Source organism: Rheinheimera soli (assembly GCF_031457405.1).
GTDB lineage: Bacteria > Pseudomonadota > Gammaproteobacteria > Enterobacterales > Alteromonadaceae > Pararheinheimera > Pararheinheimera soli_A.
The window spans coordinates 24,871-40,528 of record NZ_JAVDWR010000016.1 but is presented as its reverse complement, the minus strand read 5'-3'; the positions used below and the strand labels follow the sequence as shown (position 1 = coordinate 40,528).

Sequence of the window (15,658 nt, the reverse complement as noted above, 5' to 3'; positions counted from 1 at the left end):
AATTTGGTCCACTTTAAGTTGGATCTATTTAACAGAAGGTAATTAAAATGGCTAAGGCTAAATTCGAACGTAATAAACCGCACGTTAACGTAGGCACCATCGGTCACGTTGACCACGGTAAAACTACTTTAACTGCTGCTATCACTAACGTACTTGCTAAGCACTACGGTGGTCAGGCATTCGCTTTCGATCAAATCGACAAAGCGCCAGAAGAGAAAGCTCGTGGTATCACGATCAACACTTCTCACGTTGAATACGATACACCAACTCGTCACTACGCCCACGTAGACTGCCCAGGCCACGCTGACTATGTTAAAAACATGATCACTGGTGCTGCTCAGATGGACGGCGCAATCCTGGTAGTAGCAGCGACTGACGGTCCAATGCCACAGACGCGTGAGCACATCCTGTTATCTCGTCAGGTAGGTGTACCTTTCATCGTTGTATTCATGAACAAATGTGACATGGTAGACGACGAAGAGCTGTTAGAGCTGGTGGAGATGGAAGTTCGTGAACTTCTGTCAGACTACGATTTCCCAGGTGATGACCTGCCGGTAATCCGTGGTTCAGCGTTAAAAGGTCTGGAAGGCGATGCAACGTGGGAACCAAAAATCCTTGAGCTGGCAGCAGCTTTAGATTCTTACATCCCAGAGCCGGTACGTGCTATTGATAAGCCATTCATCATGCCAATCGAAGACGTATTCTCAATTGCTGGTCGTGGTACTGTAGTAACAGGCCGTGTAGAGCAAGGTATCGTTAAAGTAGGTGAGTCAGTAGAAATCGTGGGTCTGAAAGACACAGTGACAACTACTTGTACTGGTGTTGAAATGTTCCGTAAACTGTTAGACGAAGGTCGTGCAGGCGAGAACATCGGCGCGCTGTTACGTGGTACTAAACGTGAAGACGTAGAACGTGGTCAGGTATTAGCGAAGCCAGGTTCAATCAAGCCACACACCAAGTTCGAAGGTGAAGTGTACGTATTATCAAAAGAAGAAGGTGGTCGTCATACTCCATTCTTCAAAGGTTACCGTCCACAGTTCTACTTCCGTACCACTGACGTAACTGGTTCAGTAGAACTGCCAGAAGGCGTAGAGATGGTAATGCCAGGCGACAACCTGAAGTTTGTTGTTGAACTGATCAACCCAATCGCGATGGACGAAGGTTTACGCTTCGCAATCCGTGAAGGTGGCCGCACAGTAGGTGCTGGTGTAGTATCTAAAGTACTGGCGTAATAACCAGAACTTTTAAAAAAGGCCCTTCGGGGCCTTTTTTTATCACTCTTTTATCCTTTTCGTAATTGTCTGTTCTTCAATACAAAGCCTCTCTGACTCTTTTTGAAAAATTCAAACGTTTGTTTGAATTTGCCTGTTGAACATGCTAGAACTAACTCATCCGACCATTAGGTTTTTTTTAAGGAGAGTTATTGTGAGTCACTACCAGGCGCCGCTGGCCGATATGTCCTTCCAACTTTTTGATGTCTGGCAAGTTCAGCAGTTTTGGCAACAACAAGCTGAGTTAGCTGAATTGATAGATGCCGATACTGCAGCCGCCATTTTAGAAGAAGCGGCAAAAATTACTGCCGAAAAAATCGCCCCTTTAGCTGCTGCAGCCGACGAGCAAGGTGTGTCTTGTATTTCTGGCGCAGTAACAACTCCTTCTCATTATAAAGAATGCTATCAGTTGCTGTGTGAAGGTGGCTGGACGGGATTGTCCGGCGATCCTGAATATGGTGGCATGGGCATGCCAAAAAGTTTGTCGGGTTTGTACGATGAAATGATGTGTAGTGCCGATATAGCTTTTTCCTTATACCCGGGCCTGACATCAGGTGCGTGCGTGGCTTTATTACAGCATGCTGATGAAGCAACCAAAACTTTGTATTTGCCAAAGTTATACAGCGGCGAGTGGTCTGGCACTATGTGTCTGACCGAATCTCATGCCGGCTCTGACTTAGGTATTATGCGCAGCAAAGCCGAGCTTGCTGCGGATGGCAGCTATCGTATCAGCGGCGAAAAAATCTTTATCACTGCGGGTGATCATGACCTGACAGAGAATATCATTCATCTGGTACTGGCTAAGTTACCGGATGCGCCAGCTGGCAGCCGTGGTATTTCTTTATTCTTAGTGCCTAAGTTTAAAGTCGATGCCAGTGGCAACTTGGGTGAGCGTAATAGTCTGATCTGTAGTTCAGTTGAACATAAGATGGGGATTCATGGTTCCGCTACTTGTGTGATGAACTTTGACGGCGCTGAAGGCTACCTGATTGGTGAACCGCACAAAGGCCTTGCTTGTATGTTCACTATGATGAATTACGAACGTCTGGCTATGGGCAGTCAGGGTTTAGGTGCAGCAGAGCGCGCTTATCAGAACGCGCTGGCTTATGCTAATGATCGTCTGCAAGGCAGAACAGTGACCAAAGATGGTAATAAAGCCGACTCTATTATTGGCCATCCTGATGTCAAACGTATGCTGCTGAATATCAGCAGTATCAATGAAGCGGGCAGGGCCTTTAGTGTTTATGTTGGGCATCTATTGGATCAGGCCAAGTTTGGTCAGGATGCTAAAGCGCAAGCCAGAGCCAACTTGCTGACACCAGTCACTAAAGCGTTTATGACGGACAGAGGGTTAGATGCTTGTGTTATAGCTCAGCAGGTATTTGGTGGTCATGGTTACATCCGTGAGTGGGGTATGGAGCAACTGGTCCGTGATGTCCGTATAGCGCAGATCTATGAAGGCACAAACGGTATTCAGGCGGCTGACTTTATGTTACGTAAAGTAGCATCGGATCAGGGCGCTGTACTGTTAGACCTGATGCGTGAGTTAAAGGCAGGCTTAGCTGGTTCAGCGAGCAAACAAATCAATTTAGCTGTAGAGCGTTTCGAGTCAGCAACACTATCCCTGTTAGAACAAGCTAAGGTTGTGCCAGAACTATTATCCTGGGTAGCGAATGACTATCTGGATTTAACTGGCTATCTACTCTATGCCTTTATGTGGAACAAGATGGAAGCTGCGTTAGATACCGAAAAACACGGCGAAGATTTTATCCAGTCCAAACAACTCAAAGCTAAGTTTTACTACAGCAGAGTTTTACCCCGTATCGAAAGCCTGTTTTGCCTGATTGAACAGTTCCCGGCAGAGTTATCATCAGCAGAACCAAAGCTGTTCTGATCTCCTTTTGAGTACATTGGCTGATCATAAAACAAACCCCTGCTGTTTAATTATTCAGCAGGGGTTGTCTTTCTCAATCAGTTGAGTATAATGCGCGGCCAGCCATAATTTTGGCAGGCGGTTAACCAGCAATTGAATTGGTTAACGACAACAGTGCTCCCGATTGGGGAGCAAACGTTACATTGGTGCAGGGGCATTCTTCCATTTATTGATGGGTCAGAAAGCTTCTGTTTTATTTTGCTCTTTTTGCTCTTTGAGGCTTTGGTTTATGAGTAATCAAAGGATTCGCATCCGTCTGAAAGCGTTCGATCACCGTTTGATCGATCAGTCAACTATGGAAATCGTTGACACAGCTAAGCGTACGGGCGCGCAGGTTCGTGGTCCTATCCCACTTCCGACTCGCCAGGAACGTTTCACTGTATTGATTTCTCCTCACGTGAATAAAGATGCACGTGACCAGTACGAAATCCGTACCCACAAGCGTTTAATCGACATCGTTGAACCAACAGAAAAGACTGTTGATGCTCTGATGCGTTTAGATCTGCCTGCTGGCGTTGACGTTCAAATCAGCCTGGGCTAATCAGACAGGTTTTTAGAGAGGTTTAGGATATGGCTATCGGTCTAATCGGTCGTAAAGTGGGCATGACTCGCATCTTCACTGAAGATGGCGTATCAATCCCAGTAACCGTAATCGAAGCAACACCAAACCGCGTTACTGCCATCAAAACGCAAGACGTTCATGGCTATAGCGCATTGCAAGTGACTGCTGGCACAGTGAAGGCTTCTCGCCTGAACAAACCAGACGCTGGTCAGTTTGCAAAAGCTGGTGTTGAAGCTGGTCGTGGTCTGTGGGAATTCCGCCTGCAAGATAACGAAGGTGCTGACATCACTGTTGGTAGCGAGATTACTGTTGAAGTTTTCGCAGAGACGAAAAAAGTTGATGTCGTCGGTACATCAAAAGGTAAAGGTTTTGCCGGTACTGTAAAGCGCTGGAATTTCCGTACTCAGGATATGACTCACGGTAACTCTTTATCTCACCGTGCACCAGGTTCGATTGGTCAAAACCAATCACCAGGTAAAGTATTCAAAGGTAAAAAAATGGCCGGACACATGGGTGCCGAGCGTGTAACAGTCCAGTCTCTGGAAGTTGTACGTGTAGACGCAGCACGCAACATCCTGTTAGTGAAGGGCGCTGTCCCTGGTGCTATCGGTGGTGATGTGATTGTTAAACCTGCTGTCAAAGGCTAACGTCTGGAGGAGATGAGTGATGGAATTAGCATTAAGAGACGCTAAAGGCGTTCTTGAAGTTTCCGAAGCTACCTTTGGACGTGAGTTCAACGAAGCATTGGTACACCAGGTAGTAGTTGCGTATGCAGCTGGTGCCCGTCAAGGTACACGTGCTCAACTGACACGTTCAGAAGTACGCGGTGGCGGTAAGAAGCCATGGCGCCAGAAGGGTACAGGTCGTGCCCGTGCTGGTACAATCCGTAGCCCAATATGGCGTGGCGGTGGTGTGACGTTTGCGGCTAAGCCACAAGATCACAGCCAAAAAGTAAACAGAAAGATGTATCGTGGCGCGATCATGAGCATTTTGTCTGAATTAGTTCGTCAAGAACGTTTAATCGTGGTTGAAAACTTTGTTGTTGAAACTCCGAAAACGAAAGAACTAACAGCTAAGTTAAAAGCGATGGAACTGAAAGACGTTTTAATCGTGACTGACGAAGTTGACGAAAACCTGTTCTTATCTGCACGCAACCTGTACAAGGTTGACGTACGTGATGTTCACGGTATCGACCCAGTCAGCTTAATCGCCTTCGACAAAGTTGTAATGACTGCTGCTGCAGTTAAACAAATCGAGGAGATGCTAGCATGATCCGTGAAGAACGTTTACTGAAAGTGATTCTGGCTCCGCACGTGTCTGAAAAGAGCACCATTGCGGCAGAAACCAACAACACTATCGTGTTCAAAGTAGCTACTACTGCTACTAAAGCTGACATCAAAGCTGCTGTTCAAAAATTATTTGAAGTAGAAGTTGTTGGTGTTCGCACTGTTAACGTTAAGGGTAAGACTAAGCGCACTGGTATGCGTACTGGTCAACGTAGCGATTGGAAAAAAGCTTACGTTACTCTTAAAGAAGGCAGCGAACTTGATTTTGTTGGCGGCGCTGAGTAATTAGAGGAGTTAGGAAATGGCACTTGTAAAGTGTAAACCTACGTCACCTGGTCGTCGTCACGTCTTAAAAGTCGTGAACCCTGACCTGCACAAAGGCAAGCCTTACGCTCCTTTGTTAGAGAAGAATACTAAAACTGGTGGTCGTAACAACCACGGTCGTATTACTACTCGCCATATCGGTGGTGGTCATAAGCAACACTACCGTCTGGTTGATTTTAAACGTAATAAAGATGGTATCCCTGCTAAAGTTGAGCGTCTGGAATACGATCCAAACCGTACTGCTAACATCGCTCTGGTGTTGTATGCAGACGGCGAGCGTCGTTACATCCTGGCGCCAAAAGGCTTAAAAGCGGGTGATACAGTACAGTCAGGCTTAGATTCACCAATTAAATCTGGTAATACTATGCCACTGCGCAACATCCCAGTGGGCCAAATCGTCCACAACGTCGAATTGAAGCCTGGTAAAGGCGGCCAATTAATGCGTTCAGCTGGTGCATTTGCCCAGATCCTGGCGCGTGACGGCGCGTACGTTACTCTGCGTTTACGCAGTGGTGAAATGCGCAAAGTTCTGGCTGACTGCCGTGCAACTATCGGCGAGATCGGCAACGCCGAACACATGCTGCGTCAATACGGTAAAGCCGGTGCGATGCGTTGGCGCGGTGTCCGCCCAACAGTGCGTGGTGTGGTAATGAACCCGGTTGACCACCCTCACGGTGGTGGTGAAGGTAAAACTTCAGGTGGACGTCACCCTGTTACTCCATGGGGCGTTCCGACCAAAGGTTACAAAACCCGTTCGAACAAGCGTACTGACAAGTTCATTGTCCGTCGTCGTGACAAATAATTTAATGTGAGGAATTGCCATGCCACGTTCTCTCAAGAAAGGTCCATTTATCGACCTTCACTTGTTGAAGAAGGTAGAGAAAGCGTTGGAAAGCGGTGAAAAGAAACCAATTAAAACTTGGAGCCGTCGTTCAATGATCATTCCACAAATGATCGGTTTGACCATCGCTGTCCATAATGGTCGTCAGCATGTACCAGTACTTGTCTCGGAAGAGATGGTTGGTCACAAGTTAGGTGAGTTCTCACCTACTCGTACTTACCGTGGTCACGCAGCCGACAAAAAGGCCAAGAAGCGCTAAGGGGTAAATAATGGAAGCATTAGCTAAACACAAATTTGCCCGTTCTTCTGCACAGAAAGCTCGTTTGGTCGCTGACCAAATCCGTGGTCTGTCAGTTGATAAGGCGTTGAATGTTTTAACTTACAGCCCTAAAAAAGCGGCTGATTTAGTTAAAAAGGTTCTTTTATCAGCCATTGCGAACGCAGAACACAACGAAGGTGCCGATATCGACACTTTAAAAGTGAAAACTGTGTTTGTTGACGAAGGTCCGTCAATGAAGCGGATTAAGCCACGTGCCAAAGGCCGTGCTGACCGTATCGTCAAGCGTACCAGCCACATTACTGTGGTTGTAGCTGATAACTAGGAGTGAGAAATGGGACAGAAAGTACATCCTACTGGTATTCGCCTAGGTATCACTAAGCCTTGGAGCTCAACCTGGTACGCGAATACAAAAGACTTCCCGGACTTCCTGGTTGGTGACTTTAAAGTTCGTCAGTATCTGACAAAAGAACTGAAAGCCGCTTCAGTAAGCCGGATCGATATTGAACGTCCTGCGAAAAGCATCCGTGTGACTATTCACACTGCTCGTCCAGGCGTGATCATCGGTAAAAAAGGTGAAGACGTTGAGAAACTGCGCAAAGCCGTAGCGACTATCGCTGGTGTGCCTGCTCAGATCAATATTTCTGAAATCCGTAAGCCGGAATTAGATGCCAAATTAGTTGCTGACTCAATCAGCAGCCAGCTGGAACGCCGTGTAATGTTCCGTCGCGCTATGAAGCGTGCGGTACAGAACGCCATGCGTTTAGGCGCTAAAGGTATCAAAGTTCAGGTCAGTGGCCGTTTAGGCGGTGCTGAGATTGCTCGTGATGAATGGTATCGTGAAGGCCGTGTGCCACTGCACACTCTGCGTGCTGACATCGATTACTCAACATCAGAAGCTTTAACTACTTACGGTATCATTGGTGTGAAAGTTTGGATTTTCAAAGGCGAGATCTTAGGAGCTATGCCATTGAACAACAACGCGAACGCCAACAACGACAAACAGCCTAAGGCGCCGAAAAAACCGGCTCCCCGCAAGGCTAAGTAGGAGTATTGAGCGATGTTGCAACCAAAACGTACTAAATTTCGTAAAGTGCACAAAGGACGTAACCGTGGCTTAGCGCTGGTAGGCGATAAAGTCAGCTTCGGTACTTATGCACTTAAAGCAGTTGAACGTGGTCAAATGACTTCACGTCAAATCGAATCTGCACGTCGTGCCATGACTCGTGCCGTTAAACGTGTTGGTAAAATCTGGATCCGCGTGTTCCCGGACAAGCCAATGACGGAAAAACCACTCGAAGTTCGTATGGGTAGTGGTAAAGGTAGCGTGGAATATTGGGTTTGCCAGATTAAACCTGGCAAAGTCCTGTATGAAATGGACGGTGTGTCGGAAGAACTGGCTCGTCATGCGTTTGCATTGGCTTCAGCCAAACTTCCATTTAAGACAACCTTTGTAACGCGGACGGTATTGTAATGAAAGCAAGCGAACTGAAAGTAAAAAGCGTTGAAGAGTTAAACGCTGAATTACTGGGCTTATTACGTGAGCAGTTCAACCTGCGCATGCAAGCAGCTACAGGTCAGCTGGCTCAGACTCATTTGTTAAAGCAAGTGCGTCGCGATATCGCGCGTGTTAAGACTATCTTAACCGAGAAGGCAGGTGCCTAATGAGCGAAAACAACACCCGTACCCTGCAAGGTAAAGTGATCAGCAACAAAATGGACAAGTCTATTACTGTTGCTATCGAACGTAACGTGAAGCACCCAATCTATGGGAAATTCATCACACGTACTACCAAACTGCACGTACATGACGAAGCAAACCAGTGTAAAGAAGGTGACATCGTGACTATTCGCGAATGTCGTCCTCTGTCCAAGACGAAGTCATGGACTCTGGTTTCCGTTGTCGAATCTGCATCTTAATGATTAAGATGTAAGCGAAAACGGCCCCTTCGGGGCCGTTTTTTTCTCGTTCGACTAAAGGCTACCATTTGTACAAAAGTGCTGTTATAATCACGCGCCCTTTTGTTGGGGGTAGTTTATAGTCGAAAGCAGCGTAACCCGAGAGGGTTATAGTAGTGGAATAGCGGAGCACTAAGATGATCCAGATGCAATCTATGCTGGAAGTCGCAGACAACAGCGGCGCGCGCAGCGTAATGTGTATTAAGGTCTTAGGTGGTTCGCATCGCCGTTATGCAGCAATTGGTGACGTTATCAAGATCACCGTTAAGGAAGCAATTCCTCGCGGTAAGGTCAAAAAAGGTGACGTTCTGAATGCTGTGGTGGTGCGTACACGCAAAGGCGTACGTCGTCAGGACGGGTCAGTAATCCGTTTTGATCGCAATGCAGCGGTGTTATTAAACGCCAAGCTGGAACCGATCGGTACACGTATTTTTGGACCGGTAACGCGCGAACTTCGTGGCGATAAGTTCATGAAGATCGTTTCCCTGGCACCAGAAGTACTGTAAGGAGTCACAATGGCTAATAAAATCCGTCGTGATGATGAGGTTGTTGTTCTTACTGGTAAGGACAAAGGCAAAACTGGCAAGGTTCTGAAAGTGTTAGTTGCTGAAGACCGTGTGTATGTTTCTGGCATTAATTTTGTTAAGAAACACCAGAAGCCAATCCCAGCGTTGAACACCCCAGGTGGCATCGTTGAGAAAGAAGCCTCAATTCACGTTTCAAATGTAGCGATCTTCAATCCAAAAACTGGAAAGGCTGATCGTGTAGGTTTCCGTTTTGAAGATGGCAAGAAAGTTCGCTTCTTCAAATCGAATAACGAAGTAATTTAATTGCTATTGGAGTAATACGATGGCGAAACTGCATGAAATTTATAAAGACACCGTAGTTCCAGAACTGTTTAAACAGTTCGGCTACACGAGCGTCATGCAAGTCCCTCGGATTGTTAAAATCACACTGAACATGGGTGTGGGTGAAGCAGTAGCTGATAAGAAGATCCTTGATAACGCAGTAGCAGATTTAACTGCTATCTCTGGCCAAAAGCCATTGGTTACCAAGGCTCGTAAATCAGTAGCTGGTTTCAAAATCCGTGAAGGCTACCCTATTGGTGCAAAAGTTACACTGCGTGGCGAACGTATGTGGGATTTCTTAGAGCGTTTAGTATCTATTGCTATTCCTCGTATCCGCGATTTCCGCGGTGTGAATCCTAAGTCGTTTGACGGCCGTGGTAACTACAGCATGGGCGTTCGTGAGCAAATCATATTCCCTGAAATCGATTACGATAAAGTAGATGCGGTACGTGGTTTAGATATCACTATCACTACTACTGCTCGTACTGATGATGAAGGGCGTGCATTACTTGCCGCGTTTAACTTCCCATTCAAGAAATAAGGTGTAGGGTCATGGCAAAACAATCATCAAAAGCGCGTGAAGCAAAGCGCGCAGTACTGGTAGCCAAATACGCTGAGCAACGTCATGCACTGAGAGATCTGATTGCAAATCCGACGACTTCTGACGAAGACCGTTGGGCAGCAGTTCTGAAGTTGCAGTCGTTACCGCGTGATTCAAGCCCTTCGCGTCAACGTAATCGTTGTCGTGTAACAGGTCGTCCTCACGGTTACCTTCGTAAATTCGGCATGAGCCGGATCAAGGTACGTGAAGCAGCGATGCGCGGTGAAATTCCTGGCCTTCGTAAGGCTAGCTGGTAAGAATCACGGGAGTAACAGCTATGAGCATGCAAGATCCAGTAGCGGATATGTTTACTCGCATCCGCAACGGCCAAGCTGCCAAAAAGTTTGCGGTTAAGATGCCATCTTCAAAAATGAAGGTTGCCATCGCGAAAGTATTAAAAGACGAAGGTTACATCGAAGATTTCGTTGTATCTGCTGATGTTAAGGCAGAGTTGGAAGTTACATTAAAGTATTTCCAGGGCAAATCAGTAATTGAGACTATCGATCGAGTTAGCCGTCCAGGCCTGCGTATCTATAAGAAACGCGGCGAATTACCAAAAGTAATGGGTGGTTTAGGTGTAGCTATTGTTTCTACATCTAAAGGGCTAATGACTGACCGTGCCGCGCGCAAGGTTGGAATCGGTGGTGAAATCATCGGCTATGTAGCGTAACGGAGGGTAACTATGTCTCGTGTTGCTAAGACCCCCGTCACGGTTCCTGCAGGTGTAACAATTACACTGAATGGCCAAAACCTGACAGTAAAGGGTAAAAATGGCGAGTTAACGTTGAACGTTAACCCTGCAGTCGAAGTTGTTATTGAAGGTAACGTACTGCGTACGAATCCTCGTGACGGCATCGCAAACGCTGACGCACAAGCGGGTACCGCTCGCGCGTTGATCAACAATTTAGTGACTGGCGTAACCGAAGGTTACACTCAGAAGCTGGAATTGGTTGGTGTTGGTTACCGTGCAAAAGCAGAAGGCAAGGTGTTAAACCTGAGCTTAGGCTTTTCTCACCCGGTGGCTTTCGAGGTACCAGCTGGTATCACGATCGAAACCCCTTCTCAAACAGAAGTGTTGGTGAAAGGTTCTGACAAGCAATTAGTTGGTCAAGTTGCTGCAAACATCCGCGCGTACCGTAAACCAGAGCCTTACAAAGGCAAAGGTGTTCGCTACGCTAACGAAAACGTGCGTCGTAAAGAAGCGAAGAAAAAGTAGGGTAGGACGATGGATAAGAAACTTGCTCGTCTGCGCCGCGCTAAACGCGTTCGCAGAACAATTATCGAACAAGGTGCGAACCGCTTGGTTGTACATCGTACACCACGTCACATTTACGCCCAGCTTATCGCACCAAATGCTGAAGTGATTGCTGCTGCTTCTACAGTTGAAGCAACAATCCGTGAATCATTGAAGTACACCGGTAATGTCGATGCTGCTAAAGCTGTAGGTAAAGCAATTGCTGAACGTGCAGTGGCTAAAGGCATCAGTAAATGTGCTTTTGACCGTAGCGGTTTCCAGTATCACGGGCGTGTACAGGCATTAGCTGATGCGGCGCGTGAAGCCGGTCTTCAATTCTAGGAGTAGATCATGGCTAACGTAGAAGCTAAACAACAATCTGATTTACAAGAGAAGCTGGTTGCTGTTAACCGTGTTTCCAAAGTTGTTAAAGGTGGCCGGATTTTCTCCTTCACCGCTTTAACAGTAGTTGGTGACGGTAATGGTCGTATCGGTTTCGGTTACGGTAAAGCGCGCGAAGTACCAGCTGCTATTCAAAAAGCAATGGAAAAAGCTCGTCGTAACATGACTCAAGTTGAGTTAAACGGTAACACTCTTCACCACCCGGTAAAAGGTATCCACGCTGGTTCCAACGTGTATATGCAGCCGGCGTCTGAAGGTACTGGTATTATCGCCGGTGGTGCAATGCGCGCAGTGTTAGAAGTAGCAGGTGTACAGAACGTTCTGTCTAAATGCTACGGCTCAACCAACCCAATCAACGTAGTTCGCGCTACTATCAACGCCCTGTCAGCGATCAAATCGCCTGCTCAGGTTGCTGCGAAGCGTGGCTTACGCGTTGACGACATTCTGGGGTAATTCGCCATGTCTAAAAAGACTGTAACAGTAACCCAAATTAAGTCAGGCATCGGTCGTTTACCGAAGCATAAAGCGACTTTAGTTGGTTTAGGCTTACGCCGTATCGGTCACACTGTAACGCTGGAAGATACACCTTCAGTTCGCGGTATGATCAACACTGTGTATTACATGGTTAAAGTGGAGGAGTAATAAATGTTTTTAAATACGTTATCTCCTGCACCAGGTGCTAAAAAAGAGAAACGCCGTTTAGGTCGTGGTATCGGTTCTGGCTTAGGCAAGACTGGTGGCCGTGGTCACAAAGGTTTGAAATCTCGCTCAGGCGGTAAAGTACGTCCAGGTTTCGAAGGCGGTCAAATGCCTCTGAAACAACGTCTGCCTAAGTTCGGTTTTACATCACGTAAAGGCTTAGTATCTGCTGAAGTTCGTTTACACGAGCTGACAGCCGTAGCTGGTGATGTAGCTGATTTAGCAAGCCTGATGGAAGCTAATATCATCTCTCGTATCGTTAAGTTCGCTAAAGTTGTGTTATCAGGTGAGATCACTCGTCCAATAACAGTTAAAGGCTTAAGCGTTACTAAAGGTGCGCGTGCTGCGATTGAAGCCGCTGGCGGCAAAGTCGAAGAATAATAAGGATAGTACGCGATGGCAAAACCAGGTTCGGATACAAAAAGTGCAAAAGGCGGTTTCAGCGAGCTGAAAACCCGTCTGTTGTTCGTACTTTTAGCCATAATCGTGTTTCGATTAGGCTCATTTGTGCCAATTCCTGGAATTGACGCCGCCGTGCTGGCTCAATTATTCGAGCAACAAAAAGGCACCATCGTTGAAATGTTTAACATGTTCAGCGGTGGCGCCCTTGAGCGTGCATCTGTATTTGCACTTGGCATTATGCCTTACATTTCTGCTTCTATTATTGTTCAGCTGTTAACCGTGGTTCATCCCACGCTGGCTGAATTGAAGAAGGAAGGCGAGGCAGGCAAGCGTAAAATCAATCAGTATACACGTTACGGTACCTTAGGATTGGCAATAGTCCAGGCGATCGGTATTTCTACCGGCTTGCCAAATCTGATGCCGGGTTTAGTAGTAAACCCAGGTATTGGTTTTACAATCACTGCTGTGATCAGTTTAGTTACCGGCACCATGTTTTTAATGTGGTTAGGTGAACAAATTACTGAACGTGGCATTGGTAATGGTATTTCGTTGCTGATTTTCACCGGTATTGTTGCTGGCTTCCCGTCTGCCATTGGTCAGACGATTGAGCAGGCACGTCAAGGCGATTTGCACTTTTTGCTTTTATTAGCGATTGGAGCCATTGTTGTGGCTGTTACCTGGTTCGTGGTTTTCTTCGAACGTGGTCAACGTCGCATTGTGGTTAATTACGCCAAACGCCAGCAAGGCCGTCAGGTATTCGCTGCCCAAAGCAGTCACTTACCTTTGAAGGTCAACATGGCTGGTGTAATACCACCAATCTTTGCTTCAAGCATCATCCTGTTCCCTGGTACTATTGCCAGTTGGTTTGGGTCAGGCGAAGGTATGGTTGCTAACTTCCTGCAGGAAGTTGCATTAACCTTATCTCCGGGTCAGCCGCTGTATATGATTTTATATGCCGCTGCGATCATCTTTTTCTGTTTCTTCTATACTGCGTTGGTATTTAACCCACGTGATACTGCAGATAACCTGAAAAAGTCTGGTGCCTTCATCCCTGGTATTCGTCCTGGTGAGCAGACATCTAAATACATTGATAAAGTAATGACACGTTTAACCTTAGCGGGCGCGGCGTATATCACCTTTATCTGTTTGGTTCCTGAGTTCATGATGGTTGCATGGAATGTGCAATTTTACTTCGGCGGTACATCTTTGCTGATTATCGTAGTAGTTATTATGGACTTTATGGCACAGGTACAAACCCATCTGATGTCTCATCAGTATGAGTCGGTACTTAAAAAGGCAAATCTTAAGGGCTACGGCCGTTAAGGTAATTTTGCGGAGTTAAGTCATGAAAGTACGAGCTTCCGTTAAGAAGATCTGCCGTAACTGCAAAGTTATCAAGCGCAACAATGTTGTGCGTGTAATTTGTGTAGAGCCTAAGCACAAGCAACGTCAAGGCTAACAGCAGAAAAATTATAGGTCAGGGCTAGGCTTTTTGGTCTAGCCCCGACTTATTGTTGCAATATGGCCGCCGTTTGAGTATCCTTACGGGCTTTTCAAGTCGGCACCCTTTTAATCTTTTATAGGAGAACGTTAGTGGCCCGTATCGCTGGCATTAACATCCCCGATAATAAACATGCTGTCATCTCTTTGACGTATGTTTTTGGTATCGGTAAAACCCGCTCTAAAGCTATCTTAGCTGCAGTGGGAATTGAAGAAACTCGCAAAATCTCTTCTTTGTCTGACGCAGAGCTTGACTCTCTTCGTGACGAAGTAGGTAAGTACACTGTTGAAGGTGACTTACGTCGTGAGATTACATTAAACATTAAACGTTTGATGGACCTGGGTTGTTACCGTGGTTTACGCCACCGTCGTAGTCTGCCTGTTCGTGGTCAGCGCACTAAAACTAATGCGCGTACCCGCAAGGGCCCACGCAAAGCTATTAAGAAATAGGACGGGGTAAAACATGGCTAAAGCACCAGTTCGTACTCGTAAAAGAGTAAAAAAGCAAGTTTCTGACGGTATGGCTCATATCCATGCCTCTTTCAACAACACCATCGTCACGATCACTGATCGCCAGGGTAACGCTCTTTGCTGGGCAACTGCTGGTGGTTCTGGTTTCCGTGGTTCGCGTAAGTCTACGCCGTTCGCTGCACAGGTTGCTGCTGAGCGTGCTGGTACTGCCGCGTTAGAATATGGTCTGAAGAACCTTGAAGTGTTTGTAAACGGTCCAGGCCCAGGCCGCGAATCAGCGATTCGTGCTCTGAACGCAGCTGGCTACCGCATTACAAATATCACCGACGTGACGCCAATTCCACACAATGGTTGTCGTCCACCGAAAAAACGTCGCGTGTAACAAGCGCTTCTAGGATTATTGGAGAAAGAAGATGGCAAGATATTTGGGTCCTAAGCTCAAGTTAAGTCGTCGCGAAGGAACAGATTTGTTCCTGAAAAGCGGCGTTAGAGCAATTGATTCAAAGTGTAATTTAACTACTGCTCCTGGTCAGCACGGCGCTCGTCGCGGTCGTTTATCAGACTACGGTTTACAATTACGCGAAAAACAAAAAGTACGTCGTATTTATGGCGTATTAGAGAAGCAGTTCCGTAACTATTACAAAGAAGCTGCTCGTTTGAAAGGTAACACTGGCGAAAACTTACTTCAGTTACTTGAAGGCCGTTTAGACAACGTGGTTTATCGTATGGGTTTGGCTAGCACACGTGCAGAAGCACGTCAGTTAGTAAGCCACAAAGCTATTATGATTAATGGCGCTGTGGTAAACATCCCATCTTACGCTGTGTCACCTGATCAAGTCATCGCTGTTCGTGAGAAAGCGAAGAAGCAAGCGCGTATCGTTGCTGCTTTAGAGATTTCTGAACAACGCGAAAAACCAACTTGGATCGAAGTCGATACCAAGAAAATGGAAGGCGTTTTCAAACGTGTTCCAGAGCGTTCAGACTTGTCTGCAGACATCAACGAACAGTTAATCGTCGAGCTTTACTCTAAGTAGTAGGGCGTTTTCTTA

The 15,658-nt window shown here is 46.6% G+C and carries 28 protein-coding genes; all 28 read left to right on the top strand.

Annotated features, from left to right (window positions below; translation table 11 throughout):
- The first annotated feature begins 47 nt into the window (after positions 1–47).
- The 28 genes from tuf (at position 48) to rpsD (ending at position 15,643) form a co-directional block, all read left to right on the top strand.
- Positions 48–1,232: an elongation factor Tu gene (gene tuf, locus J2W69_RS16870; protein ID WP_233080737.1), complete on the top strand. Its 1,185-nt coding sequence runs from the start codon at positions 48–50 to the stop codon at positions 1,230–1,232.
- A gap of 193 nt (positions 1,233–1,425) precedes the next feature.
- Positions 1,426–3,165, top strand: coding sequence for an acyl-CoA dehydrogenase family protein (locus tag J2W69_RS16865; RefSeq protein ID WP_310280677.1), 1,740 nt, complete (start codon positions 1,426–1,428; stop codon positions 3,163–3,165).
- A 268-nt stretch (positions 3,166–3,433) separates the two neighbouring features.
- A complete protein-coding gene (rpsJ, locus tag J2W69_RS16860) occupies positions 3,434–3,745 on the top strand; it encodes a 30S ribosomal protein S10 (protein WP_008899121.1) in 312 nt (103 codons plus the stop codon).
- Positions 3,746–3,774: 29 nt separating this feature from the next.
- The gene (gene rplC, locus J2W69_RS16855; RefSeq protein WP_008899120.1) at positions 3,775–4,413 is read left to right on the top strand and encodes a 50S ribosomal protein L3; all 639 of its coding nucleotides are present in this window, start codon (positions 3,775–3,777) and stop codon (positions 4,411–4,413) included.
- 19 nt (positions 4,414–4,432) lie between these two features.
- Positions 4,433–5,038, top strand: coding sequence for a 50S ribosomal protein L4 (rplD, locus tag J2W69_RS16850; RefSeq protein ID WP_008899119.1), 606 nt, complete (start codon positions 4,433–4,435; stop codon positions 5,036–5,038).
- Positions 5,035–5,337, top strand: coding sequence for a 50S ribosomal protein L23 (gene rplW, locus J2W69_RS16845; protein ID WP_008899118.1), 303 nt, complete (start codon positions 5,035–5,037; stop codon positions 5,335–5,337). Before rplD ends, rplW begins: the two co-directional genes overlap by 4 nt.
- A gap of 16 nt (positions 5,338–5,353) precedes the next feature.
- Positions 5,354–6,178 (top strand): 50S ribosomal protein L2, encoded by an 825-nt coding sequence (gene rplB / locus J2W69_RS16840; protein WP_008899117.1) that lies wholly within the window; start codon positions 5,354–5,356, stop codon positions 6,176–6,178.
- A gap of 19 nt (positions 6,179–6,197) precedes the next feature.
- Positions 6,198–6,476, top strand: a complete 279-nt coding sequence (gene rpsS / locus J2W69_RS16835) for a 30S ribosomal protein S19 (protein ID WP_008899116.1) — start codon at positions 6,198–6,200, stop codon at positions 6,474–6,476.
- Positions 6,477–6,486: 10 nt separating this feature from the next.
- A complete protein-coding gene (rplV, locus tag J2W69_RS16830) occupies positions 6,487–6,819 on the top strand; it encodes a 50S ribosomal protein L22 (RefSeq protein ID WP_008899115.1) in 333 nt (110 codons plus the stop codon).
- Between the two features lie 9 nt (positions 6,820–6,828).
- Entirely contained in the window at positions 6,829–7,542 is a 714-nt protein-coding gene (gene rpsC, locus J2W69_RS16825) for a 30S ribosomal protein S3 (protein WP_008899114.1), read from the top strand.
- 12 nt (positions 7,543–7,554) lie between these two features.
- Entirely contained in the window at positions 7,555–7,968 is a 414-nt protein-coding gene (rplP, locus tag J2W69_RS16820) for a 50S ribosomal protein L16 (RefSeq protein ID WP_127019509.1), read from the top strand.
- The gene (gene rpmC, locus J2W69_RS16815) at positions 7,968–8,159 is read left to right on the top strand and encodes a 50S ribosomal protein L29 (RefSeq protein WP_008899112.1); all 192 of its coding nucleotides are present in this window, start codon (positions 7,968–7,970) and stop codon (positions 8,157–8,159) included. Before rplP ends, rpmC begins: the two co-directional genes overlap by 1 nt.
- Positions 8,159–8,413 (top strand): 30S ribosomal protein S17, encoded by a 255-nt coding sequence (rpsQ, locus tag J2W69_RS16810; RefSeq protein ID WP_310280675.1) that lies wholly within the window; start codon positions 8,159–8,161, stop codon positions 8,411–8,413. The genes rpmC and rpsQ overlap by 1 nt, the downstream gene beginning before the upstream one ends.
- Before the next feature lie 176 nt (positions 8,414–8,589).
- Complete coding sequence (gene rplN, locus J2W69_RS16805) at positions 8,590–8,958, top strand: 50S ribosomal protein L14 (protein WP_310280674.1); 369 nt, start codon at positions 8,590–8,592, stop codon at positions 8,956–8,958.
- Positions 8,959–8,967: 9 nt separating this feature from the next.
- Positions 8,968–9,282 carry a 50S ribosomal protein L24 gene (gene rplX, locus J2W69_RS16800; RefSeq protein WP_008899109.1) on the top strand — a complete coding sequence of 105 codons (315 nt, stop codon included), beginning with the start codon at positions 8,968–8,970 and terminating at the stop codon, positions 9,280–9,282.
- 19 nt (positions 9,283–9,301) lie between these two features.
- A complete protein-coding gene (gene rplE, locus J2W69_RS16795; protein ID WP_127688206.1) occupies positions 9,302–9,841 on the top strand; it encodes a 50S ribosomal protein L5 in 540 nt (179 codons plus the stop codon).
- An 11-nt stretch (positions 9,842–9,852) separates the two neighbouring features.
- The gene (gene rpsN, locus J2W69_RS16790) at positions 9,853–10,158 is read left to right on the top strand and encodes a 30S ribosomal protein S14 (RefSeq protein ID WP_008899107.1); all 306 of its coding nucleotides are present in this window, start codon (positions 9,853–9,855) and stop codon (positions 10,156–10,158) included.
- A gap of 20 nt (positions 10,159–10,178) precedes the next feature.
- Positions 10,179–10,571 carry a 30S ribosomal protein S8 gene (gene rpsH, locus J2W69_RS16785; protein WP_008899106.1) on the top strand — a complete coding sequence of 131 codons (393 nt, stop codon included), beginning with the start codon at positions 10,179–10,181 and terminating at the stop codon, positions 10,569–10,571.
- Positions 10,572–10,583: 12 nt separating this feature from the next.
- Positions 10,584–11,117, top strand: a complete 534-nt coding sequence (rplF, locus tag J2W69_RS16780) for a 50S ribosomal protein L6 (RefSeq protein WP_008899105.1) — start codon at positions 10,584–10,586, stop codon at positions 11,115–11,117.
- 9 nt (positions 11,118–11,126) lie between these two features.
- Positions 11,127–11,477 (top strand): 50S ribosomal protein L18, encoded by a 351-nt coding sequence (rplR, locus tag J2W69_RS16775; protein WP_008899104.1) that lies wholly within the window; start codon positions 11,127–11,129, stop codon positions 11,475–11,477.
- A 9-nt stretch (positions 11,478–11,486) separates the two neighbouring features.
- Positions 11,487–11,990, top strand: coding sequence for a 30S ribosomal protein S5 (gene rpsE / locus J2W69_RS16770; protein WP_008899103.1), 504 nt, complete (start codon positions 11,487–11,489; stop codon positions 11,988–11,990).
- A 6-nt stretch (positions 11,991–11,996) separates the two neighbouring features.
- On the top strand, positions 11,997–12,179 hold the full coding sequence (rpmD, locus tag J2W69_RS16765; protein WP_008899102.1) for a 50S ribosomal protein L30: 183 nt from the start codon (positions 11,997–11,999) through the stop codon (positions 12,177–12,179).
- 3 nt (positions 12,180–12,182) lie between these two features.
- The gene (gene rplO, locus J2W69_RS16760) at positions 12,183–12,617 is read left to right on the top strand and encodes a 50S ribosomal protein L15 (RefSeq protein WP_127019518.1); all 435 of its coding nucleotides are present in this window, start codon (positions 12,183–12,185) and stop codon (positions 12,615–12,617) included.
- 15 nt (positions 12,618–12,632) lie between these two features.
- A complete protein-coding gene (secY, locus tag J2W69_RS16755) occupies positions 12,633–13,961 on the top strand; it encodes a preprotein translocase subunit SecY (protein WP_310280662.1) in 1,329 nt (442 codons plus the stop codon).
- 22 nt (positions 13,962–13,983) lie between these two features.
- Positions 13,984–14,097: a 50S ribosomal protein L36 gene (rpmJ, locus tag J2W69_RS16750; protein ID WP_082335860.1), complete on the top strand. Its 114-nt coding sequence runs from the start codon at positions 13,984–13,986 to the stop codon at positions 14,095–14,097.
- A gap of 134 nt (positions 14,098–14,231) precedes the next feature.
- Positions 14,232–14,588 carry a 30S ribosomal protein S13 gene (gene rpsM / locus J2W69_RS16745; protein ID WP_040555062.1) on the top strand — a complete coding sequence of 119 codons (357 nt, stop codon included), beginning with the start codon at positions 14,232–14,234 and terminating at the stop codon, positions 14,586–14,588.
- Positions 14,589–14,601: 13 nt separating this feature from the next.
- Positions 14,602–14,991 carry a 30S ribosomal protein S11 gene (gene rpsK, locus J2W69_RS16740; RefSeq protein WP_008899098.1) on the top strand — a complete coding sequence of 130 codons (390 nt, stop codon included), beginning with the start codon at positions 14,602–14,604 and terminating at the stop codon, positions 14,989–14,991.
- Positions 14,992–15,022: 31 nt separating this feature from the next.
- Positions 15,023–15,643 carry a 30S ribosomal protein S4 gene (gene rpsD, locus J2W69_RS16735; protein WP_008899097.1) on the top strand — a complete coding sequence of 207 codons (621 nt, stop codon included), beginning with the start codon at positions 15,023–15,025 and terminating at the stop codon, positions 15,641–15,643.
- Positions 15,644–15,658: the final 15 nt, after the last annotated feature.